Source organism: Acinetobacter sp. AR_0276, assembly GCF_003000705.1.
Classification (GTDB): Bacteria; Pseudomonadota; Gammaproteobacteria; order Pseudomonadales; family Moraxellaceae; genus Acinetobacter; species Acinetobacter nosocomialis.
This window is the reverse complement of sequence record NZ_PSQO01000004.1, coordinates 2,995,022-3,017,209: the sequence shown is the minus strand read 5'-3', so window position 1 is coordinate 3,017,209 and position 22,188 is coordinate 2,995,022. Positions and strand designations below refer to the sequence as shown.

Here is a 22,188-nt window from a genome sequence, read left to right as displayed (position 1 = left end):
AAGAATACATATTATATACAAAAAGACTATCAAATGAGCTTCTAAATTAATCTATGAGCAAAAATCTAATCAATTAAATTAAAACTTTTAAGTAACCTACTTATTATTTTATGAATATTTAATCATAAGAATCATATAAATAGTCACTCAAATGAGCTGTGTATGCCTACGAAGTCAGTGAGAGAAATTCAAAATCAGCTACTTACTTTACGCTACTTATTAGATATGAAAGAATTACGACCTCATATAACTTTTGAAATTTAAAATGAGAAAAATATTATTTTTAAGTTTAGTCAGTATGTTTAGCTCGTATAGCTTTGCAGAAGATAATAATTCGGTTTATAGAGGACTTGGTACTGGACCGCAGGATTTCCTAAAGTTCCAAATACTCAAACAAAAAGGCTTTTTAGCAAAAAAACCTAATATTTCACGAGCAGACTATAACGATATATATAAACTCAAAAAGCCTTATGAGTTTATGGGACAAAATGTTGTACTCATTTCAGATGAATATATGTCTGAATATGTGGGCTGTTGTGTGAGTGAAGGTTGGGGAGCTGTATTTAAGCAAACTTCTAATTTGAAATTGATTGAGAAATTTGCAAAAAAGAATCAATGTAATATTACTCCAATAGAAACCGATAGTACTTACTATGGCTTTAAAATTCGTTCTCTACCAAAAGGTAATTATTATGAATTATCTTGCCGTGAACGTGACTTGGCTCAGTCTGAATAGATAGGAATTAACTGTTAAAAAATAAGAGCCAAACAAGTTGTTTGGCTTTGTGCTTTTGAAGTGACTTTAATCTAATAAAGTTCTTTCAAAAACCGCTCCACAACTTTATCTCTTTCGTCCAAATTATTTGTACTTAAAAACTCAAACATTAAGCCATCTATTAAGTTTAAAACCATGTCAGCACTTGGTCTTAAATCACGAGTTTCTAGAGAAAATACCAAATCAAAAAGTTCTCTAGTCAGCCATTTTCTATACTCAATTGCCATACGGTAAGCCTGAGGGTAAGTCACTTTAATTTCAAAAAAAGCTTTAAGTAATAAGTGATACAGACTGTTGTAATTGACATGTAAAACTATAATTTCTTTGATTTTATCAGTTGGTGTGCGGTAATGACTTGAGTAAATAATGGCGAGCACCTCTTCTTTAAGCAGGCTTTTTTGAAAGGCAATGCACATTTCAATCAAACCTTCTTTTGAGCGAAAATAGTTATATAGCGTAGCTTTTGGAACGTCGCACTCTTTGGTAATCAGGTCTACACCTGCTGTATGAAACCCGTAGGTTGTAAATAGACCAATAGCTGTTCGAATAATGTGTAATTTTTTGGAAGAGATTTCTAAATCATTTGACATAGTTTTACCGTTATAAATTCTTGTTGTTTCTAAACGAGAAAAAAGCCTGTGCCCTTTTTGGGAGAAAAAAAGGCACAGCAAAGCCATAAAGACTGTGCTTGGCACATCTCAAGTTTTATTGTTGATACAAATTTTTGAGCCGTAATGACTTAAAGCCTGAGAACCTTAAAGGCCAACAAACTGTTTAAAGATGATTTAAGTGGTGTCGTTATAGCTTTTGGCAAAGGCTGCCAAGAAATAATGGATGTGCAAAGCCAACTCCTTTTTATAGGGAGTTCTGCCAAAACATTAAAATTATGGTGGCAGAACGAAAGAGGGTTGACGAACTGGTCACACGAGGCCAGCACACCCGAAGGTGTCCCTCTCCCGTCCTGAACTGCACCCCATAAGTTAGACTTTTTAAACTTATGAGGTGTGCCCTATGCCAATTCCGAAGCATTCAAAAGAGTTAAAATTAAAAGTCATTCAAGCTTATTTAGATGGAAGTAAAGGATATAAAATCCTTTCACAAGAATTTAATGTTGATCTCCAAACCATCCGCTTATGGATTGAAAACTATAAGGCACAAGGTGAAGATGGCCTGAATGTTAAAACTAAAAAAACCTACTACTCTTCCGAATTTAAAATCAAGGCTGTACAAATGCTTCTTGATAAGATACCGGTAAGAGAAGTTAGAAGACGGTTAAATCTGAGCGGGACGTCAATTTTAAGAAGGTGGCTCGCTCAGTATCATAAAGAAGGGATTGCCGGGTTTAATACTACGAGGATTTATACCAATATGGTTAAACAACATAAAACCAAAATAACTAAACCTATAAAAGAAGACAAAGATAAATCTCAACAGGAGCTCATTGATGAAGTGACTGCTTTACGAGCAGAGGTTGCCTTTTTAAAAAAGCTAAAAGCCTTAAAACTGAAGCAACGTACTTAAATACACTTTGTACTGCAGACACTGTTCAGGTTATTTCAGAATTAAGGCAAATTTATCCATTAAAACTCTTACTCAGTATTGCAAAGATTGCTCGTAGTACTTATTTCTATCACATGAAAGCTGTACGCTCTAATGACAAATATACTGAGTTAAAACAGCAGATTAAGTCCATATATCACAAGCATAAGGGATGCTATGGCTATCGTAGAATTACTCTTGCCCTGAAAAGTACAGGAATAATAATCAACCATAAATGTGTATATCGCCTTATGAAAACCATGGGACTTAAATCACGTATCAGAGCATTGAAATATCGCTCATATAAAAGTGGTTGTGTCGGGACGGTGGCTGATAACATTATGCAACGGCAATTTAAAGCGAACCATCCCAACCAGAAATGGGCAACTGATGTGACGGAATTTAATGTTAACGGTGAAAAACTTTATCTATCACCAATTATAGATTTGTTTAATGGGGAAATTATTACTTTCCGGATCCAACGTAAACTCAATTATGAGTTAGTGAAAGATATGCTCATTCATGCCTTAGCTAAACTTAAGCGACATGAGAAACCAATTCTCCATTCAGATCAAGGATGGCAATATCAAATGGCTCATTACCAACAGCAATTAAAGCAACATGGTTTAATTCAAAGTATGTCTCGTAAAGGAAATTGCTTAGATAATGCTGTAATAGAAAGCTTCTTTGGAATATTAAAATCGGAATGCTTTCATGGAGAAAAATTTCAATCAATTGATGAATTAGAGAAAACGATACGAGAATACATTCATTATTATAATCATGAGAGAATCAAGGTGAAGCTACAAGGTTTATCCCCGGTACAATATAGAAACCAGTTTATAAAAACTGCTTAACTAACTGTCCAACTTTATGGGGTCAGATCATCCTACCGCTACGAGAGGGAGACGAGGAGCTGCACAAAACTATCCCTCAGAAGGAATAATTCTGATACTCGTGTGATTGCGGTTCGTCAAAACCGACTGGCAATGTGGCCAGCAAGCAAAGAATAGTGTCCAAGTTTCTTGCCGTCAAGCACACAAAATGACATTTGCTTTAAATTAGATCACTAAAAAAGTAAGGCTAAATAATCAACAAGTTATTGTTAATTTGAGGTTTATAAAAATAGTGAAAATCTTAATAGCATCTGTAAGACGAAATATTTAGGGCTTAATTAAGAGCAAGATATGGCTTCTTCATTTTTAAATTATCAATTCTATTGTGACTAAATGCTAAGAATTTACCCATACAAAAAAGGAGTGAATTTACTCACTCCTTTCTTATTAAATATTCGTGAATTACCAACCCCAACACGTTCCTGTAGCAGGTTTTCCACATAACTTGTAATTTACCGCATACCAAATACTTCCACCTGTACGCGGTGTTTTATCTTTCTTAATTTCGTCACGGGTCAAATCTGCAAGATTAGAAATTGAAGTCGCAGTAACAGAACCTTTAGCAGCATTTTTCACAAGCTGTAATGCGCCCAAATCTGCGGCAGTTGAAGTACCATAAATAATATCAGTTGGTTTGGTACTTCCCATCAATAATGAATAATCAGCAACCGCTGCCTGATAGCCGGTTGCACTGCCCGATACAGTTAAGTCACTTTTTATTTCAGTAGTTGCCAATACATCTGCAGCGCCATACACACTCGCATCGGTATGATAGAAACTTAAAGGATGTACCAGATTATTAGCAATTTGCTTATTAAACCAATCTTCCCATAAAAACTCAGTATAGTCCGTTGCATTGGCAACTTTGCTATAACCAATATCACGTGTGAAATAGACTAGTGAACGATATGGATTATTTTGCATACCATCAGGGTTAGTTGCAGATTTCAGGCCTAAGTTTTTAGGTAATTGTTGATATGAAATTGGTTGGTTTTTCCCATCTCTTAACCATGCTTGGCCATTGGCAAGCATTTTCGCCCAAAACTCATCCGCAGTTTTACTATCGCTATAATTCCCAACAACTTTTACCCATACTTTAAGTTGACCACCGCCATCAGGCAGCTCACGGAATTCGGTCATTGTATGATGACCATCGGTCAAATAAAGGCGCCCATCATAACCAACAACCACTGTTTTCAAATCAGCCGTTTCAGTGCCCGGCTGTTCTTGACAGTTAAATGTCTCCAATTGTTTTAAATTGGCCTTTTGTAGGTCTTGCAGACTTGTAAAATCATCACGACCTTTTGCACCAATCGCTTCACAATAATCGCTAAACTTTTTGCCAATGGTTTTATTTAAATAAACTAATTGATTGACTGGATCTGCTTGCCAAGTTGGGCGCTGTAAATCACCTTGCCAACGCCCTAATTTATAATAAATTTGATCATAACCAATTGCACCCTGCGTTGGGATCAAATCAGCAATCGTAACTTGAATTACATCATTTGTTTTTGCTGTTAGAAAACGCTGGTCACGGGTATCTGTAGGGGTTGGGGAAACTACTGTAGATTGCTGATCTTGGCTATCATTGCAGGCAGTAATAGCCATCATGCTCGCAACAAGAAATACTAAACTTAGAACTTTATAAGATTTTTTTTCTGCATGTCTGGAAACTACCCCAATAAATTGGATTACTTTTAATCAACAGAGTTTCATTTAGATGACTAATCGATGTCATTTTGATGAATATAGTTATAGATCAATCGATTAGAGTAACGAAAAAATCGTCAATAATATTATAGTCCATATTAAAAATGGTCTTGTAATATGCTATTTTTAAATTATGCACTGATAAAATATCTATCTTACAAACATAGACCAATACTTCATATAGATCAGTTGCTAGACTGATACTATCTAATTTAAAAACTAGAGAATTAACATCTTCAAATATATCTAAATTATGAGCGTTATTTTCATTAAAAAGCTTTTTTAACTTTTCTATTGAAATATTTTCAATATTCAAATAACTATTATCTAATGTTTTAGCATGCATATTATATACAATACCCTCTATTTAACATTACGTAATATTTAAAGTAGATTTTTCGTTTAAAAGTTCAATTAAGTATTCAAAATCATCAGGGTTATCATAGTTATTAAAAGAATACTTTGTTTCTTCAAAATACTTCCAAGTAATGTTCAAAGGTACAGTTATACAACCAATGCCACCAGTGAGACTATCCGACAAACCACCAAAACTAGAACCAAAGTAGCCCATCAATCCATTCACTTCCTCACCTATACAGCATAAGAAATCATTAAATGACTTAATATTTCTACCATCTATAACTATTGAACTTACTAGGTCTAGAGGCTTGTACTGTTGAACCCAATGCGAAACTTCTATCCACTTCTTTTTCTCTTCTTCGTTTAAATTACACCAATCTTGTAATCTAAGCTGATTTTTTCGATATTTCTTAATTAAATCAAATTTAAACTCATCAAAATAAGTCTCCTCTTCGCATAAATTTAATATCAATTTATTATCTTTCACTTCAAAAGATTCAATACTAGAACCTAAAACCCCGAAATATTCGTTATTTTCTTTTAAGAAGAATAAATTAATGCCATAGATATCATACTTATACTTTTTACTTTTTTTATCTTTATTTATTTCACCCTCACCAAAAAAACCATGAAAAACAACTTGAGTATCAGTGATTACACAATTTTCTGAAAGATATCCGCTCCAAATAGTTACATCATCATCAAACTCACTAAATTCACTTATTTCAATATAAAAAATATACTCTTCTGTAAGTTCAGAACTCATATAATATTTTCCTCTATCTCTGCTTTATTTTTAAATTTTGACGGGTTACTAATATGAAATTTCTAATGACGAGTATTTTTTTAACACTTCAATAAAATCATCTAAATGATAAAAATCTTCTTTCGACTCAAAATTATCTTTAGAGTACTGAAAATTTATCCATTTAACTTTTAAAGGCAAATCCCGCAGTACATCAGCAAATGCATTAAAGTTATAACCTAAGTATCCTAATACCCCATAAACCTCCTCTCCAAAATAACAATACACATCTTCTTCACACAGTAGGTATTTACCATCAACTGTTATATTTAATGATAAAGGTTCCCCTCTTTCGTTCATTCTAAAATAAGCAAAATCTAACCAGCAATTTTTTTCTAGCTTTGTAAAATTTAGCCATCTCTTTTTACCTATAGTTTCATTTGAAAGACGAATCATTAGCTCTTCTTTCTTTTTAAATTTTTCAAAATCTTCTAAGTTGTTTTTTGTTATAAGATCAAAATCTGGATCAAATTCAATAGAGAGTTCTTCAGCATTAAAAGTAAAGTTTTCAGAAAGAATTAAACGATTTGCTATATTATTTTCTTTTAATTCTGTAGTGAGCTTATGCCGAGATTCAATCATTATATAACAATAGCAATAATTATTTTTTCCGAGATAACTATTAAAAATCTCCAAAGATTTTTCAACCTGTTGCAAATTATTAAAATTACTTACTACAACTTTATTATTATCAACGCATATTTTTTCAAAATAAATTTCATCAATAATTTCTTTTTTTTCTTCTTCATAAATGTACTTACATAAGTTTAGTTCAAACAATTTTCGATTGTCCTAATTCTCAGATATATTTATTAAATATCTTATCATATATATCTAATATTAGACCTCTTGCGAAAGTCGTTATTGCAAGTTCATCCGATTTACCAGTGCAGCGATTAAGTTAATGCGTAAACCGAATCTTTTCCGTCTATTTCGATAGCGTTCACTTAATATTCTAAATGTTTTCAATTGACTATTAATATGTTCGATCACAACTCGTATTTTTCCAATCATTTTATTGTACTTTTTCTCAACATCAAATAAGGGTAAATTCTTCTTTTTCTTTATTGGCATCAATAATTTAAAGCCATCTTGCTCTAATCCGTAGTACCCTAAATCGGTCATAACATATTTACAATGTTTGAATTTTTTAACCGTTCTTCTTGCCAATTTAATGTCATGCTGACTGCCATTCGATATATCTAGCCCTATGATTTGTTTGCTGTTCGGATGATAGATCACTTGTGCTTTTAGCGTATGTTTCTTCTTTTTACCACTGTAGAACTTACTCTGATTTTTTTTTCGGACGTTCTATTGAACATTCTGTCGCATCAATAATGACCCAGTTAAACTGTTCGTCTGCTGTGGTAATGCTTCGTTTTGGCAGAGTAAACCGTCTTGATTTCATCAATGCATCTTCAACCTTTTTAATGGTTCGATTCACATTACTTTCAGCGATATGGTAATTTGCAGCCAACTCCAATTGAGTGCTGTAATTCCGTAAGTAATTGAGTGTTAATAATAATTGATCCTCTATAGCTAAAGTATGAGGACGCCCAGATTTCTTTTTAAGTGATTCTACTTCTTTTAAAACTTCGATCATTTCACTAAAAACTGGTCGAGGTACACCAACCAAGCGCTGGAATTCAGAATCTGAAAAACGATTTAATTTCTGATATCTCATGAAATTTAGATTGAGGTGGTTTTTACTTTCGCAAGAGGTCTATTGAATAATTTTTATAGATACATGTATGAACTAAATCAGATATGTATCAACTCCTGTTTTTCTTAATTCATATTGCAACCCAGAAGCCAAAGCAACAATCGTTAATACAGCAAAAAATGGATTCCTCTTAGATTCTTTCAATGAATGGTCGTAAAGCATGAGCTTAATCCCATCTGTATATCCTCTTTCATTGACGATAGCGAACATTGTTCCAATTTCTAATCCTTTTAGACTTGATAAATTATCTGAATATCGTTGTTGTATTGCCTTATTTGGTAAGGAAGAGAAGACCTTTAATTCAATTTCATCAAAATTATGATTAATTGTAATAACCCAAAACTTTTTATTAATTTCAAATATTAGACCTCTTGCGAAAGTCGTTATTGCAAGTTCATCCGATTTACCAGTGCAGCGATTAAGTTAATGCGTAAACCGAATCTTTTCCGTCTATTTCGATAGCGTTCACTTAATATTCTAAATGTTTTCAATTGACTATTAATATGTTCGATCACAACTCGTATTTTTCCAATCATTTTATTGTACTTTTTCTCAACATCAAATAAGGGTAAATTCTTCTTTTTCTTTATTGGCATCAATAATTTAAAGCCATCTTGCTCTAATCCGTAGTACCCTAAATCGGTCATAACATATTTACAATGTTTGAATTTTTTAACCGTTCTTCTTGCCAATTTAATGTCATGCTGACTGCCATTCGATATATCTAGCCCTATGATTTGTTTGCTGTTCGGATGATAGATCACTTGTGCTTTTAGCGTATGTTTCTTCTTTTTACCACTGTAGAACTTACTCTGATTTTTTTTTCGGACGTTCTATTGAACATTCTGTCGCATCAATAATGACCCAGTTAAACTGTTCGTCTGCTGTGGTAATGCTTCGTTTTGGCAGAGTAAACCGTCTTGATTTCATCAATGCATCTTCAACCTTTTTAATGGTTCGATTCACATTACTTTCAGCGATATGGTAATTTGCAGCCAACTCCAATTGAGTGCTGTAATTCCGTAAGTAATTGAGTGTTAATAATAATTGATCCTCTATAGCTAAAGTATGAGGACGCCCAGATTTCTTTTTAAGTGATTCTACTTCTTTTAAAACTTCGATCATTTCACTAAAAACTGGTCGAGGTACACCAACCAAGCGCTGGAATTCAGAATCTGAAAAACGATTTAATTTCTGATATCTCATGAAATTTAGATTGAGGTGGTTTTTACTTTCGCAAGAGGTCTATTATACTTTCGACTGGGTCTTCAGAATTGGACTCTCCATCTACAACTAAATAAAGATCATCTATTTTTCGAACTTCATCAATATTTTTAATTGCATCAAAAATATCGCTTTGCACCATATTTTTACCTTATTATCAATTTCCAATTCCAAAAGTTATATATTTAAAAAAACCACTCTATGAGTAATTTAATTTCTCAGACTATGAATACTAACACAACAACTAACTTTAAATATCTTCCCTACTTAATTTTCTAATGAAGTTAATAAATATTTTATTATAAGTTAGCTTAAAAACAACATTATAAATAAAAAGCTAAGCCCCGATTAGCGTGACTTAGCTTTTAAAAATAATTCTAATTAAGAAATTACTTATTTGATGTCTGCAAATTCAGAAACAGGTTTGTTCACTTCAACTTTTGTGCCACCAAATTTTTCACTCACGAATTTTTGTACTTTAGGTAAGTGGTAAAGTTCACCAAGTTTCGTATAGATTGGGTCATTTTTGTTTGCTTCAGCTACACCCAATAAATTGACATAAAGTTTAGTAGACTGATCAATTGGCTCACGGAAGATAGAATCTTTCATTACATTGAGGCCACCTTCAAGTGCCAATGTATTACCAAGCACAATTGCATCTACATCGTTTTTAACACGAACCGCTGTAGTCATTTGAATTGGTTTTAATTGTAAATTTTTAGGGTTTTCAGCAATGTCGTTCGTAGTCCCTTTTACAGGATCAAAGTTTGGTTTAAGTTTAATCAGTTTAGCAGATTGTAATAATATTAATGCACGAGCTTCGTTAGCAGTATCGTTTGGAATTGCAATGGTCGCGCCTTGTGGGAATTCATCAACAGTTTTAATTTTATCTGCATAAATACCCATTGGTTCCAAGTAAGTTGTTGCAACAGCAGCAACTTTAGCTTGATTTGAAGCATTGTATGCTGCCAAATAGTTGAACGACTGGAACGCATTTACATCTTGTTCACCATTTGCAACAGATGTATTGAGCACAACATAGTCAGTCAAATTGGTAACTTGAAGTTTAATACCCGCTTCTTTAGTCTCAGGAAGCGTTGCAACATATTTCCATACATCCGTATCTGAACCTGTTGAAACCAGTTTAATTGTTCGAACAGACTCAGTTTTGTCTTTGGTTGTTGCAGTATTTTCAGTTTGTGCAGGTTGTTTATTACATGCAGTCAGTGTTAGTACAGATGCGCTGAACAATACACTAAATAATTTTTTCATAGGTACATCCTAAAATAGGAAACGCCTACCCTACAAAAGAGTGAGACATTCCCAACCATTGGGTCGAAATGCAATATTTGGCCAGAAATAATTTCCAGATATAGGGTTTAGAAGCCTGAATTCAGCACTATTCATTCCTTGAACTTGCTCGCTAAACAATAGAATTATGTTTTGAAACAGCCTCTAAATATGGGATCATCATATATCAACAAGTGAATATTCTACAAATAACTTGTTCAATTCTGATATATAGTCATGCTCACAGCAACATATTGAAAACATAAACATTTTTCAAATACAACATACATATTTGATTTATATGAAATTTTTAGGATTTATTAGCAATATTTAAGCTAAATAGAGTTGTAATTTTTATTTTAGGCATAAAAAAAGCCCCTGCTATTAACAGGGGCTTTTCGAATTTGGCGGAAGCGGTGAGATTCGAACTCACGGAGGACTCACACCCTCGTCGGTTTTCAAGACCGGTGCATTAAACCGCTCTGCCACGCTTCCATGTGCGTAAGAATACAAAGCTTATTCATTTTATTCAAGAAAAATATCATCGCTTTGTGTTCAAGTGCATATTGTTTCATCAATTTTACAGTTGAGCGGCTAATTCTGCTCCTTCTTTGATCGCACGCTTCGCATCTAGCTCTGCTGCAAGCTTTGCACCACCAATAATATGGTAGTTCGCTATAGTCGACTCACCTTCTTTTGGCATCAAGTCTTTTACAGACTCTTGACCTGCACACACCACAACAGTGTCTACACGTAAAAGCTGGTCTTGACCGTTATGTTCAATCCACAGCCCTTCATCGGTAACTGCTTTATATTGCACGCCGCGCAGCATACGTACGCCATGCTTTTTAAGCTGGGCGCGATGTACCCAACCCGAGGTCTTACCAAGACCAATACCGAGTGGTGTTGTTTTACGTTGCAGTAAATAAATTTCGCGTATCGCTGGTTCAACTATAGGAGGTTGCATCCCTCCTTCAGAAATGTAGTTCGGATCTGGGTCTACACCCCACTCGCGCTGCCACTCGGCTAAAGGTTGAGGCTGTGGTTGATGTGGTGGTTTAAGTAAAAATTCTGATACGTCAAAACCAATACCACCAGCTCCAATCACTGCGACTTTTTGTCCTACTTCTGCACCCTGTAAAACTTGAGCATAGGAAAGAACTTGTGGTGAATTACTTCCTTCAATTTTTAAAGCACGTGGTATTACACCCGTTGCCACAATAATTTCGTCAAAACCTTCACGCTCAAGTTGTTCACGATTTACACGAGTGTTTAAACGTACATCTACACCTGTTTTTTGAAGCTGTACTTTAAAGTAGCGAATTGTCTCGTGAAATTCCTCTTTACCTGGTACAACCTTGGCAAAGTTGAACTGACCACCTACATCTGTATTGGCTTCGAACAAGGTCACAGCATGACCACGGCTTGCAGCAACAGTGGCAGCAGACATACCTGCCACACCACCACCAACAACTGCTATACGCTTAGGCTGTTTAGTTTTTAAATAAACCAGTTCTGTTTCATGGCCTGCACGAGGGTTCACTAAACAAGACACACGTTTATTTTTAAATGCATGATCTAAACATGCTTGGTTACAGGCAATACACGTATTAATTTCATCAACACGGTTGGTCGCAGTTTTATTTACCCAAAAAGCATCGGCCAATAATGGGCGTGCCATTTGAATCATGTCTGCCTTGCCTTTTGCCAAAATTTCTTCGGCAGTTTCAGGCATATTAATACGGTTAGATGCAATTACCGGAATTGAAATATGCTGTTTTACATGAGCCGTGTAATCGACAAACGCTGCACGAGGTACAGACGTTACAATAGTTGGCACACGTGCTTCATGCCAACCAATACCCGTATTTAATAAAGTGACACCCGCCTTTTCTAAAGCTTTAGCAACAGTGACTACTTCTTGCATGGTGTTACCGTCATGCACAAGGTCGAGTAGCGATAAACGGAAACAGATAATAAATTTTTCACCAACTTTTGCGCGGATCGCTTTAACAATTTCAACCGGAAAACGCATACGGTTTTCAATTTCACCGCCCCAACGGTCAGTACGCTGGTTTACATGGCGACTTAAAAACTGGTTAATCAGATATCCTTCCGACCCCATAATTTCAACGCCGTCGTAGCCTGCTTTTTTGGCAATATCAGCGCACTGTGCATAGTCTTCAATGGTGCTGAGAATATTTTTTTCAGAAAGTTGACGTGGCTTAAATGGTGAAATTGGTGACTTTATAGCACTTGAAGACACTACAAACGGTTGGTAACCATATCTGCCCGCATGTAAAATTTGCATTAAGATTTTTGAGCCATGCTTATGGACAGCATGAGTCACTAAACGGTGCTGCGGAATGTCAAATAAGCTATTCATCGTTCCGCCAGCTGGAGCCAACCAGCCTTGACGGTTTGGAGAAATACCTCCCGTCACGATCAGACCAACCCCACCTTTTGCACGCTCTTCAAAATAAGCTGCAAGTTTTGGGTAATTATAAAAACGATCTTCAAGTCCCGTATGCATGGAACCCATCACCACACGATTTTTAATAGTGGTAAAGCCTAAATGTAATGGTTTTAATAAATTGGCGTAACTTGTCATGCTGCGTCCCAATAATTTTTTGCAACTTGTTGCATAGTACTTTAATACTTTTTTAAAATGTTAGGATGACCACACATATTTTTTTACGTGTTGAAATTGTCAATTATTCGAGCTTGTGTCCCTTCATCTAATTTTTTATGGGTAATTGAAACGTTGAATCTTTTTCCCATTTAAATAAAGAGAAAAATAGCATCACAACAGCAATTACAGTTCCTATAGGGAACATATTAAGCATTAAGATAGATATCACAATTGAACCGATACGGCTGCTTGTAGTTCCAGTCTTAACACTTCTAGCGCATAAGAACTGTGTAGCGATTGCTGCAATAAGCCCTAAAATACTACCAATAAAGTATTTGGGCGTATGCACAAATATATTGTAAATCGCATAGATAAGATCTGAAATTACAATAAACCCCGTAATACGATGCAATGTCGATAAAATTTGATTGTGATGAATCAACATATTTTGTTTTTTTCCTTTTTAGCATTTCGTCTAAATTGTCATACTTATCGTAAAACTTTATATTTTTCCAATATTAATCTATTTTTCAAATTAAAAAAAAAGAATTCCTTTCCTAACAGAAAAAAAATCGATTTGAAAAGTGATATAGTACTGAGCGAATAAATTCTCTTGGTCACCGAAGTATTAGGGTGCCTATTTCGAAATAGTTAGGACTAGCAATGACTGATAATGCAACGATCTTGCAGCATGTACCAGTAGGCAAAAAAGTTGGGATTGCCTTCTCCGGAGGCTTAGACACTTCAGCTGCTTTATTGTGGATGAAACAAAAAGGCGCTGAGCCTTATGCATACACTGCAAACTTAGGCCAGCCAGATGAAGATGACTACGATGCAATTCCAAAGAAAGCAGAACAATACGGCGCTGTAAAAGCTCGCTTAATTGACTGCCGCTTACAATTGGCACTTGAAGGTATTGCTGCAATTCAGTGTGGTGCATTCCATATCAGTACAGGTGGTGTTCCTTATTTCAATACGACTCCACTCGGTCGTGCAGTAACAGGTACTATGCTCGTTACTGCTATGAAAGAAGATGACGTAAACATCTGGGGTGACGGTTCAACTTATAAAGGTAACGATATTGAACGTTTCTATCGTTATGGTTTGTTAACTAACCCAAATCTTAAAATTTATAAGCCTTGGTTAGATCAAAACTTTATTGATGAGCTTGGTGGCCGTGCAGAAATGTCACAGTTCCTCATCGACAACGGTTTTGACTACAAAATGTCAAAAGAAAAAGCGTACTCAACTGACTCAAACATGTTGGGCGCAACTCACGAAGCAAAAGATCTTGAATACCTAAATGCAGGTATCAAAATCGTTGATCCAATTATGGGCGTTGCTTTCTGGAAAGAAGAAGTTGAAATTAAACCTGAAGAAGTAACTGTACGTTTTGAAGAAGGTGTTCCTGTTGCGTTAAATGGTCAAACTTTTAACAATCCAGTTGAGCTTATTCTTGAAGCAAACCGTATTGGTGGTCGTCATGGTTTAGGTATGTCTGACCAAATCGAAAACCGTATTATCGAAGCGAAATCTCGCGGTATTTATGAAGCACCGGGTATGGCTCTTCTTCATATTGCTTACGAGCGTTTGGTTACTGGTATTCATAACGAAGATACGATCGAACAATACCGCATTAATGGTTTACGTTTAGGTCGTTTACTTTATCAAGGTCGTTGGTTCGACTCTCAAGCGCTTATGCTTCGTGAAACTGCACAGCGTTGGGTTGCTAAAGCGATTACTGGTGAAGTGACCCTTGAACTTCGTCGTGGTAATGACTACACCATCATGAACACTGAATCTCCAAACTTAACGTATGAAGCTGAACGTTTAACAATGGAAAAAGGCGATTCAATGTTTACGCCAATGGATCGTATTGGTCAGTTGACTATGCGTAACCTCGACATTACCGATACACGTGCAAAACTTGGTATCTATACAGATGCTGGTTTGCTTTCAATCGGTCAAGGTTCTGCGATTCCTCAATTAGACAATAAGAAAAAATAATTTTCTTATAACGTCAAAAAAGCCACCTCTATAGGTGGCTTTTTTAAGTCTAATTTCAAGCTAAGCAATTTCTGCAACTTGTAGAGGCTGATAATAAATTTGATTACGGCCAAGCTGCTTTGCTCTATATAAAGCCTGATCTGCGGCATGAATCAATTTATCTTGTCCCATCTTTAATCCACCTGTATATACGGTAAATCCTAAACTGATCGTGACATACTTTGACACTAACGAAGCAGCATGAGGAATGGCTTGCCGTTCAATTGCTTTATAAATATTTGCAGCCACTGCATATGCACCCTGTGCCGGTGTTTCAGGTAAAAGTACAACGAACTCTTCACCACCATAACGCGCAACAAAATCGACATGACGAATCGAGTTTTTAATTGCTGCCGCAATACTAGAGATGACTTTATCCCCCATCTGATGTCCATAAAAATCGTTATAGTTTTTAAAAAAATCGATATCAATAAATAAAACAGCTAACGGACGTTTCTCTTGATTTGCACGGTAATAGAAGAAGTCAAACATTTCGTCAAAGGTACGACGGTTTGAAATTTGAGTAAGCGCATCTTGCTGACTTAAATGCAGAAGTTCAGATGCTTCAATCCGTAAAATCTGCTCATTAATTTCAGCAAGTTGGTTATTTAAAAAAAGACTTCGCTCTCTTGAGATGAGCATAGTGCTAATTGAGAAACCTAAAATACAAGTGCCGAACAAGGCCCGACCGAGGGCAATATAATCACAATTTACATTCAATAAATTAAGAAAAACAAAAACCAATATTGCTGCTGATAAGCCAACGTACAGCATATGTAATGGTTTGATGCCACTTAGAATAAAACCAAGCATATATAAAAATGAAAGAAGCAACATCGACTGATTTTTAAGTGCCATATTTTCGACACTGAGCAACAACATGGCACTTGTAATAATTGAGAAGAAAACAATGCCACAGGCAGCGAAATAAAAGTGATTAGAGAGTTTTTTAAATTTGGCAAAAATCCAAAATAATAAGAGTGCAAGTGCAATATTCATTGCACTCAACAAACAATGAATAAAGTCTAAAGTAATATATGTTTCACCAATTACCAAGTAGTCAGTTGGAAGGGCCAGTAAAATAAAAATTAAATAAGTAAGTACTCCACTTGCTAGAAACTTAGAGATGTTTTGCCGAGTACGATCAAGGTTTAAACACCAGAATTTTTTTTCTAGCTGCTTTGGTAAAGGCATATTGGCGTAACGATGGGTATGTAGTGTGACCAAATACTCGATTTCTTCTTTCGATTTGAGTAATTGATGGACATTTCCCCTATTCGCCACTAGTCGATTCCTACATATTTCGCGTTAACAAAATATAACATTATTTTTTAAAGCTCCCTGCGCTTTATTTTGCCATTTGTCCGTAATTCTCGTTACCATTTTCACACTTTATCGATTATCATTTGTTTTATTTCGAAGTTTGAACTGCCTTGAACTCTATTACCCTGCTCCAGCCAGATGATTGGCATGCACATTTACGTGATGGTTTAGCATTAAAACGTACTGTTCCAGATTTGGCTAAACAATTCGCCCGCGCGATCTGTATGCCTAACCTTGTACCGCCAGTAAAAACAGTAGAAGAAGCTTTAGCTTATCGCGAGCGCATTCTTGCTCATGTTCCGGAAGGCAATAATTTTGACCCTCGTATGGTGCTTTATTTTACTGACCACACTTCACCAGATGAAGTGCGTAAAATTAAAGAATCAGAACATGTCAATGCGATTAAGCTTTATCCTGCTGGTGCGACCACAAACTCTGACAATGGTGTGAGTGATATTCGCAAAGTTTATGCAGTTATTGAGCAATTAGAAGAGCACCAAGTTCCGTTATTACTTCATGGTGAAGTGACTCACAATCATGTAGATATTTTTGATCGTGAAAAACGCTTCCTAGATGAGGTATTATCACCTTTATTGAAACAGTTCCCTAAACTTAAGGTTGTGCTTGAGCACATCACGACTAGTGATGCAGCACACTTTGTTTTAGAACAAGACCGTAATGTGGCGGCAACAATCACTCCACAACATTTATTATTTAACCGTAATGATATGTTGGTCGGTGGTATTAAACCGCATTTCTACTGTTTACCAATTTTAAAACGTCAAACGCATCAAACAACTTTACTTGAAGTTGCAACAAGCGGTAATCCTAAGTTTTTCTTAGGTACAGACAGCGCACCTCATGCACAAAATGCAAAAGAGAATGCTTGTGGCTGTGCAGGCTGTTATAGTGCACCAAACGCAATTGAGCTTTATGCACAAGCGTTTGATCAAGTCGGTAAATTAGAGCGCCTAGAAGGTTTTGCTAGCCATTTTGGTGCAGACTTCTACGGTCTACCACGTAATACTTCTACCATTACTTTGGTTAAAGAAGATAATCTCGTTCCCGAATCTTTTGATTATTTAGATAATCAAAAAATCATCCCGCTGCATGCCGGGAAAACGCTGCAATGGAGAAAAGTGTGACACAAGAAAATTCTGTCCCGGTCATTGGCCAACGTTTTCGTGGCTTCTTACCTGTTGTTGTCGATGTTGAAACGGCAGGTTTTAATGCCCAGACAGATGCATTGCTAGAAATCGCGTGCATTCCAATTGTGTATGATGCTCAGGGACAATTTGTCCCTGGTCCTGCATTTCATGCACATATTAACCCTTTTGAAGGGGCTAACCTCGATCGTCGTTCGCTCGACTTTATTGGTATTGATCCATTCAACCCAATGCGTATTGCAATGGCTGAAGATGAGCGAACCGCTTTACGTCGTATTTTTAAATCGGTCAATGAAGTTCGTAAACAGCAACATTGTACTCATGCAGTACTCGTAGGCCATAACGCGCATTTTGACCTTGGCTTTTTACAAGCAGCGATTGCTCGCTCAGGTACAAAAAACCAAAACCCGTTCCATAGTTTTTCAGTCATGGATACAGTTACTTTAAGTGCAGTAATGTTTGGACAAACAGTGCTTGCAAAAGCATGTATTCAAGCTGGAATTGAGTTCGATGGTAAAGAAGCACACTCTGCTTTATACGATACCCAGAAGACTGCTGAACTGTTTTGCTATATTTTGAACAAACTGTCACCTTACCTCCTTGACAGTTTGGTGGCGGCTTCTTAAGATACCGCCATCCTCAACGTCCCTATCGTCTAGAGGCCTAGGACATCGCCCTTTCACGGCGGTAACCGGGGTTCGAATCCCCGTAGGGACGCCATATTCTTTCTACAAAGAATCATCGCTTCAAATTATTTTATCTCACTTCAAATTTTATCCATGAGATAAGTTCCGTATTTTCAAAATCAAGACTTCAACTTTACTTCATTAATATGTTGTGCAGGTTGCATAGTTGGCTCATCTCTCTCAATAATTATTGCATCAGCAATTAACTTTGTTTTTGTTAAATCTGGTTCTATTGGGACTGGAGCTAATGAACTTGATGCAATATTAAAATCACGATGTATTTGTGCCAGTTCTGGTGTTCGTTTATAGCGTATAACTTTAAAACCGGCAGGCCTCAGACATGACTAAAGTTACCTTCGAAGCCGATATTTTAAGGAACCAACATCCGCTTGACCGTGGCCAAACACGCTATGCAGGTCAGAAGTCTTTTATTAGTTCACCAGACACTTATTTGTGGGAAACGGGTAAAGACAACAACCGACTTTACAATGACAACAATATGGCTCAATTAAGAGTTGAACACGAGCTTGGAAATGACTGGAAGCTCAATGCTGGTGTGCAATATTTAAATGGCAAGTTACATGGCTATGCAGTAGAAGCAAATGGAATTCAAAATGATGGGGAAACGCTAAGTCGAAATTACAACTACCGTGAACTAAAGTGGCAAGATACCGATGCTCAAATTAACCTAACAGGTAAATTCCAGTTTTTGGGTTTAGCAAACACCTTAGTGACTGGGCTTGAATATGAAAACTATGATTATAAGTCATACATTATTCGCTCAAGTGGAGATGTCGGTAGCTACCCTATTAATATCTACAACCCTGTTTTAGGGCAGCCTCTGCCTGAGCTTTATCGTGTAACTACACATGACCGTGAAAACTTAAAAACCACTGCCCTTTTTTTACAAGACCAAGTCGATTTAAATGAGCGTTTAAGCGCGCTACTAGGCTTACGTTTTGAACATTATGAGCATGACTATAAGAACCTATTACCGAATACCGCAAATTGGAATACCAGTCATAATGCATTTATTCCACGTTTAGGTTTAGTCTATAAAGCCAGTGACGATCTTTCCATCTACAGTAATGCTGCAAAATCTTTTAAGCCAAACACTGGTGCTAGCCGTAATGGAGACGGGTTTGATCCTGAAGAAGGCTTAGCTTACGAGTTAGGCTTTAAATGGCAAGCACTTGATAATATGTTATCAATTGATTCCGCTATTTTTTATGCCAACAAAGAAAATGTCTTAACCCTAGATCCTGTTGATTCAGTCTATAAAGTAGCAGCAGGTGAAGTTCGTAGCCGTGGTATAGAGTTAAATATTGCAGGGCAAATTACGCCTGCTTGGAAAATTATTGGCGGCTATGTCTATACAGATGCAGAAGTAACTAAAGACAATAGCTTGCAAAAAGGGACGGCTCTAGCCAACATTCCAAAAAATAGTTTTAATCTTTTAAATATTTATGAATTTCAGAATGGGCCTTTACAAGGGTTGGGCTTAGGTATCAATCAAAAATATATTGATAAACGTGCAGGTCAAACAGCCATTAGTACCTACACCATGAAAGGCTATGCAGTTACTGACCTCGTGTCTTATTATCAGGCAACGCCAAAATTACGCCTTAACTTAGACGTGAAGAATATTTTTGACAGAGTTTATGATGAAAGTGCTTTTAATTTATATGCCTATCCTGGTGAATCACGTACTGTTCAATTAGGTATAAGCTATACGTTCTAAATTAAAAGAACCAAACATCAGCCTTTTACCGCGTAAGATCTCACTAGGGATATTAGTCATTAAAAAAGCCACTGTCTAAAAATACGGTGGCCTTTATTTCCTCATATAAAATATTATAAATTTATGATTTATAAATATTTTATTATACTTAAGCTATGTTCTACCCTATACTAAAAATAGATCAAAACTATAATTTGAACATGACATGCAAATTCGATTATTTCATTTACAAAATTCACGCTCTCAACGCATTATTTGGTTTTTAGAAGAATTAGGGCTCAACTATGATCTCATCACTAAATATCATTCGGACGAAGACAAAAATAATAACTCACCGCATCAACTATCAAAATTTCCAACTCTCGAAATTATTGAACAAGAGCAAACTTCAATTTTGGCTGAAACCTCAGCAATTCTAGATTATTTCTCTCATTTACACCCACAACTGAGCCAGAACAATTTACTAAGCCAACAACTTCAAAACTTTTATTATTGGAAGAATTATTGTGAGGCGACATTCATTCCAGATCTGGTACTCAAGCAAATCTTTCACCAAATTGCAGAACGCACGCCTTTTCTGGTCCGTTTCGTTCCTAAGCTTTTAAAATATGGATTTGATCAAGGCTATCTCAATCAATCATTACAAAGACACATGAGCATGATTGATAAACATTTAGAACGTCACTTATGGTTCGCGGGAGATCAGTTTACTACTGCTGATATTTTGATGTGGTTTCCATTATTGGCTTGCTCACCAAATTACAGCCACTTTAAACATATACAGCGTTATCTTGCCCAGATAGAAAACAGACCCGCCTTTAAAAATGCTCTAATTAAAGGTCAATGGTCTGCTTCTACTTTTCAAACTTACTGGGCTATTGCTTGGTAATTTATTTATGCAGATTTACGCGAATTCACGCGTCCTTGAACAACAGCCTTAATATTGCCCTTGGCATAATTTAAAAACACAATTAAAGGTGACAGTTTAGGATTTGGCTTTTTACCTTGTCCAATAGCTTTAAATTGTGCTGCGTACCAAATGATTTCCATAATCGCCATCTTATCGACAAAAGGCAAACCTGTTTTAATTGGTTTTACGGCATAGCGAACGTCTTGGCCTGCAATTAAACGATCAGTTAAATCCGTTTCGACTGCAAGTGGACGAGCAATGCCAATAAAGTCACATGCACCACTTGCCAGAGCAGCATTCATACCTTCGACTGTACGGAAGCCACCTGTCACCATAAGTTTACATTTTACATGCTGACGGATTTTTTCAGCAAAGTCTAAGAAGTATGCTTCACGTGCAATGGTACTTGCCTTACGTTTATCAGCTTTGACGCCAGCCATTGCTGGTGCTTCGTAAGTTCCACCTGAAATTTCAATTAAGTCAATTCCGGCTTCATCAACGGCTTTAAATACTGAAATCACATCTTCTTCGCTAATACCACCGCGCTGGAAGTCAGCCGAGTTAAGCTTAACTGAAATAATAAAATTCTCTGAGGTTGCTTCACGTACAGCCTTATAAACTTCTAGTAAAAAGCGAGTACGGTTTTCAACTGAACCACCCCATTGGTCTGTACGCTTATTGGTTAATGGTGATAAAAACTGGCTAATTAAATAGCCATGTGCACCATGTAACTGCACCCCTTCAAAACCTGCTTTCTCACAAATGCGGGCAGCTGTTGCAAAGCGTTTAATAATATCTAGAATTTCTTCATGTGTAAGCGCACGTGGCGTACCAAACATAGTCGCTAAAGCTGGGCTAAAAGGAACTGCCGAAGGTGCAACTGTTTCTTTATTTAAGCCTTTAGGGCACTGACGGCCTGGATGAGACAATTGAATGAGCTGTACCATTCCATATTGTTTACCAACCGCTGCCCATTCTTTTAAACGCTCTAGGTCACGCTCGGTTTCAATCACCACCACGCCTGGTTCGTTTTTAGCCTCTACATTGACCATAACATTTCCAGTAATCGCACAGCCCAAACCACCTTTGGCCCATGCACCATACAAACCTAAATGTAAATCATTTGGCTGCCCCTCATAGTTTGCAAGTGCCTCACTCATTGCACCTTTAATAATTCGGTTTTTAAATGTGGTATTTCGAATTGTGATTGGTTGTGCAATCTGGCTCATGGTTAACCTCTTTTAATACTTTAGAGTAATTACTCTAATTTAGATGAGTTATAGGTCATGTCAAGGGAAAATCGATAACTGACAATAGCACATGTCAAATTTAAAAAGTATAGAGAAATGCAACTTTTTGCAT

19 protein-coding genes, 2 tRNA genes and 4 pseudogenes are annotated in these 22,188 nt (G+C 36.3%); 8 read left to right on the top strand and 17 right to left on the bottom strand.

Annotated elements, in window-relative coordinates:
- Positions 1-265 precede the first annotated feature (265 nt).
- Entirely contained in the window at positions 266-736 is a 471-nt protein-coding gene (locus tag CSB87_RS15205) for a hypothetical protein (RefSeq protein ID WP_004888120.1), read from the top strand.
- A gap of 71 nt (positions 737-807) precedes the next feature.
- Here CSB87_RS15205 and CSB87_RS15200 read toward each other — a convergent pair whose 3' ends face one another.
- The gene (locus tag CSB87_RS15200) at positions 808-1,365 is read right to left on the bottom strand and encodes a TetR/AcrR family transcriptional regulator (protein ID WP_004888122.1); all 558 of its coding nucleotides are present in this window, start codon (positions 1,363-1,365) and stop codon (positions 808-810) included.
- 427 nt (positions 1,366-1,792) lie between these two features.
- On the opposite strand from CSB87_RS15200, the pseudogene CSB87_RS20285 reads away from it, so the two are divergent.
- Positions 1,793-3,171 (top strand): annotated as a pseudogene (locus tag CSB87_RS20285) (IS3 family transposase).
- 441 nt (positions 3,172-3,612) lie between these two features.
- Here CSB87_RS20285 and CSB87_RS15185 read toward each other — a convergent pair.
- From CSB87_RS15185 to CSB87_RS15135, 13 genes and pseudogenes are all read right to left on the bottom strand, one after another.
- On the bottom strand, positions 3,613-4,821 hold the full coding sequence (locus CSB87_RS15185) for a ParB/Srx family N-terminal domain-containing protein (protein ID WP_050488921.1): 1,209 nt from the start codon (positions 4,819-4,821) through the stop codon (positions 3,613-3,615).
- Between the two features lie 148 nt (positions 4,822-4,969).
- The gene (locus tag CSB87_RS15180; RefSeq protein WP_004888124.1) at positions 4,970-5,266 is read right to left on the bottom strand and encodes a hypothetical protein; all 297 of its coding nucleotides are present in this window, start codon (positions 5,264-5,266) and stop codon (positions 4,970-4,972) included.
- Between the two features lie 27 nt (positions 5,267-5,293).
- Positions 5,294-6,046 carry a barstar family protein gene (locus CSB87_RS15175; protein WP_000093650.1) on the bottom strand — a complete coding sequence of 251 codons (753 nt, stop codon included), beginning with the start codon at positions 6,044-6,046 and terminating at the stop codon, positions 5,294-5,296.
- A 48-nt stretch (positions 6,047-6,094) separates the two neighbouring features.
- Positions 6,095-6,865: a hypothetical protein gene (locus CSB87_RS15170; protein ID WP_004888125.1), complete on the bottom strand. Its 771-nt coding sequence runs from the start codon at positions 6,863-6,865 to the stop codon at positions 6,095-6,097.
- 81 nt (positions 6,866-6,946) lie between these two features.
- Positions 6,947-7,769 (bottom strand): IS5-like element ISAba27 family transposase gene (locus CSB87_RS15165; protein ID WP_076611894.1). Its coding sequence is split into 2 segments (ribosomal slippage): positions 6,947-7,387 and positions 7,389-7,769, totalling 822 coding nucleotides; the frame shifts between segments, so codons are not numbered across the junction.
- A 72-nt stretch (positions 7,770-7,841) separates the two neighbouring features.
- A complete protein-coding gene (locus CSB87_RS20280; RefSeq protein WP_416224452.1) occupies positions 7,842-8,018 on the bottom strand; it encodes a hypothetical protein in 177 nt (58 codons plus the stop codon).
- Positions 8,019-8,024: 6 nt separating this feature from the next.
- Positions 8,025-8,114, bottom strand: a pseudogene (locus CSB87_RS20275) (hypothetical protein); the annotation flags it as partial.
- 77 nt (positions 8,115-8,191) lie between these two features.
- Positions 8,192-9,014 (bottom strand): IS5-like element ISAba27 family transposase gene (locus CSB87_RS15155; RefSeq protein WP_076611894.1). Its coding sequence is split into 2 segments (ribosomal slippage): positions 8,192-8,632 and positions 8,634-9,014, totalling 822 coding nucleotides; the frame shifts between segments, so codons are not numbered across the junction.
- A gap of 22 nt (positions 9,015-9,036) precedes the next feature.
- Entirely contained in the window at positions 9,037-9,174 is a 138-nt protein-coding gene (locus tag CSB87_RS19890; protein ID WP_171338745.1) for a hypothetical protein, read from the bottom strand.
- A 251-nt stretch (positions 9,175-9,425) separates the two neighbouring features.
- Positions 9,426-10,304: a MetQ/NlpA family ABC transporter substrate-binding protein gene (locus CSB87_RS15150; RefSeq protein ID WP_004888128.1), complete on the bottom strand. Its 879-nt coding sequence runs from the start codon at positions 10,302-10,304 to the stop codon at positions 9,426-9,428.
- A 423-nt stretch (positions 10,305-10,727) separates the two neighbouring features.
- Positions 10,728-10,817: transfer RNA gene (locus CSB87_RS15145), tRNA-Ser, on the bottom strand.
- Positions 10,818-10,902: 85 nt separating this feature from the next.
- Complete coding sequence (locus CSB87_RS15140) at positions 10,903-12,933, bottom strand: NADPH-dependent 2,4-dienoyl-CoA reductase (protein WP_004888131.1); 2,031 nt, start codon at positions 12,931-12,933, stop codon at positions 10,903-10,905.
- Between the two features lie 127 nt (positions 12,934-13,060).
- On the bottom strand, positions 13,061-13,399 hold the full coding sequence (locus CSB87_RS15135) for a hypothetical protein (RefSeq protein ID WP_004888134.1): 339 nt from the start codon (positions 13,397-13,399) through the stop codon (positions 13,061-13,063).
- Between the two features lie 218 nt (positions 13,400-13,617).
- Here CSB87_RS15135 and argG point away from each other — a divergent pair, with 218 nt between their 5' ends.
- Positions 13,618-14,961, top strand: a complete 1,344-nt coding sequence (gene argG / locus CSB87_RS15130; RefSeq protein ID WP_002049558.1) for an argininosuccinate synthase — start codon at positions 13,618-13,620, stop codon at positions 14,959-14,961.
- 60 nt (positions 14,962-15,021) lie between these two features.
- On the opposite strand, the gene CSB87_RS15125 is transcribed toward argG, so the two are convergent.
- Positions 15,022-16,284 (bottom strand): GGDEF domain-containing protein, encoded by a 1,263-nt coding sequence (locus CSB87_RS15125; RefSeq protein ID WP_004888139.1) that lies wholly within the window; start codon positions 16,282-16,284, stop codon positions 15,022-15,024.
- A 149-nt stretch (positions 16,285-16,433) separates the two neighbouring features.
- Here CSB87_RS15125 and pyrC point away from each other — a divergent pair, with 149 nt between their 5' ends.
- From pyrC to CSB87_RS15110, 3 genes are all read left to right on the top strand, one after another.
- Positions 16,434-17,468, top strand: coding sequence for a dihydroorotase (gene pyrC / locus CSB87_RS15120; protein WP_001084867.1), 1,035 nt, complete (start codon positions 16,434-16,436; stop codon positions 17,466-17,468).
- The gene (gene rnt, locus CSB87_RS15115; RefSeq protein WP_001982681.1) at positions 17,453-18,115 is read left to right on the top strand and encodes a ribonuclease T; all 663 of its coding nucleotides are present in this window, start codon (positions 17,453-17,455) and stop codon (positions 18,113-18,115) included. Before pyrC ends, rnt begins: the two co-directional genes overlap by 16 nt.
- Positions 18,116-18,133: 18 nt before the next feature.
- Positions 18,134-18,209: transfer RNA gene (locus CSB87_RS15110), tRNA-Glu, on the top strand.
- A gap of 85 nt (positions 18,210-18,294) precedes the next feature.
- Here CSB87_RS15110 and CSB87_RS20095 read toward each other — a convergent pair.
- Positions 18,295-18,513, bottom strand: a pseudogene (locus tag CSB87_RS20095) (hypothetical protein); the annotation flags it as partial.
- Here CSB87_RS20095 and CSB87_RS15100 point away from each other — a divergent pair.
- A pseudogene (locus CSB87_RS15100) lies at positions 18,504-19,916 on the top strand (TonB-dependent receptor); the annotation flags it as partial. The pseudogenes CSB87_RS20095 and CSB87_RS15100 sit on opposite strands and share 10 nt — an antisense overlap.
- 205 nt (positions 19,917-20,121) lie before the next feature.
- Positions 20,122-20,805, top strand: a complete 684-nt coding sequence (locus CSB87_RS15095; protein WP_004888147.1) for a glutathione binding-like protein — start codon at positions 20,122-20,124, stop codon at positions 20,803-20,805.
- 5 nt (positions 20,806-20,810) lie between these two features.
- Here CSB87_RS15095 and CSB87_RS15090 read toward each other — a convergent pair whose 3' ends face one another.
- Positions 20,811-22,055 carry an NADH:flavin oxidoreductase/NADH oxidase family protein gene (locus CSB87_RS15090; RefSeq protein ID WP_004888149.1) on the bottom strand — a complete coding sequence of 415 codons (1,245 nt, stop codon included), beginning with the start codon at positions 22,053-22,055 and terminating at the stop codon, positions 20,811-20,813.
- Between the last annotated feature and the right edge of the window lie 133 nt (positions 22,056-22,188).

Bases quoted from the DNA above. Each gene is read 5' to 3' on its own strand.
- CSB87_RS15200 (WP_004888122.1), bottom strand. From the start codon at position 1,365: ATGTCAAATGATTTAGAAATCTCTTCCAAAAAATTACACATTATTCGA.
- CSB87_RS15175 (WP_000093650.1), bottom strand. From the start codon at position 6,046: ATGAGTTCTGAACTTACAGAAGAGTATATTTTTTATATTGAAATAAGT.
- CSB87_RS15140 (WP_004888131.1), bottom strand. From the start codon at position 12,933: ATGACAAGTTACGCCAATTTATTAAAACCATTACATTTAGGCTTTACC.
- CSB87_RS15150 (WP_004888128.1), bottom strand. From the start codon at position 10,304: ATGAAAAAATTATTTAGTGTATTGTTCAGCGCATCTGTACTAACACTG.
- CSB87_RS15095 (WP_004888147.1), top strand. From the start codon at position 20,122: ATGCAAATTCGATTATTTCATTTACAAAATTCACGCTCTCAACGCATT.
- CSB87_RS15090 (WP_004888149.1), bottom strand. From the start codon at position 22,055: ATGAGCCAGATTGCACAACCAATCACAATTCGAAATACCACATTTAAA.
- CSB87_RS15180 (WP_004888124.1), bottom strand. From the start codon at position 5,266: ATGCATGCTAAAACATTAGATAATAGTTATTTGAATATTGAAAATATT.
- CSB87_RS19890 (WP_171338745.1), bottom strand. From the start codon at position 9,174: ATGGTGCAAAGCGATATTTTTGATGCAATTAAAAATATTGATGAAGTT.
- argG (WP_002049558.1), top strand. From the start codon at position 13,618: ATGACTGATAATGCAACGATCTTGCAGCATGTACCAGTAGGCAAAAAA.
- rnt (WP_001982681.1), top strand. From the start codon at position 17,453: ATGGAGAAAAGTGTGACACAAGAAAATTCTGTCCCGGTCATTGGCCAA.
- CSB87_RS15135 (WP_004888134.1), bottom strand. From the start codon at position 13,399: ATGTTGATTCATCACAATCAAATTTTATCGACATTGCATCGTATTACG.
- CSB87_RS20280 (WP_416224452.1), bottom strand. From the start codon at position 8,018: ATGTTCGCTATCGTCAATGAAAGAGGATATACAGATGGGATTAAGCTC.
- CSB87_RS15205 (WP_004888120.1), top strand. From the start codon at position 266: ATGAGAAAAATATTATTTTTAAGTTTAGTCAGTATGTTTAGCTCGTAT.
- CSB87_RS15185 (WP_050488921.1), bottom strand. From the start codon at position 4,821: ATGATGGCTATTACTGCCTGCAATGATAGCCAAGATCAGCAATCTACA.